At 62.5% G+C, this 307-nt stretch carries 1 protein-coding gene; it reads left to right on the forward strand.

Annotation, left to right across the window (positions count from 1 at the left end):
• Window positions 1-49 precede the first annotated feature (49 nt).
• On the forward strand, window positions 50-307 hold a 258-nt coding region (locus tag WDV06_RS37300; protein ID WP_395514219.1), incomplete at its 3' end, for a hypothetical protein.

The raw sequence follows: 307 nt of genomic DNA on the forward strand, positions 1-307 counted from the left end.
TTCCGAAGGCGCTGCCGCTGCCCAGGTGCTGTCTGTCCAGGAAACCGCTGTGCTCAAGACGCGGCAGCTGGCTATCGATGCCTACCGCGATTCTCTGGATCAGTCTGCGGACGCATCCGAGCGCAGCTACGCATCCCAGGTGGCCAGGATCGGCTTGGGACAGCGTGAGGCGGAGATCATGCAGGCGGTCGCTGCGGTGGAGGCTGACGTTGCCAACAAGCGCCGTGAGCTGGCTCAGCAGTTCGCTGAAACCAACGACCGCGAGATGTACGACGCCAAGCTCAAGGATCTGGAAGCCTACCAACAG

The sequence above is a fragment of the Streptomyces racemochromogenes genome (assembly GCF_044129415.1).
Classification (GTDB): domain Bacteria; phylum Actinomycetota; class Actinomycetes; order Streptomycetales; family Streptomycetaceae; genus Streptomyces; species Streptomyces racemochromogenes_A.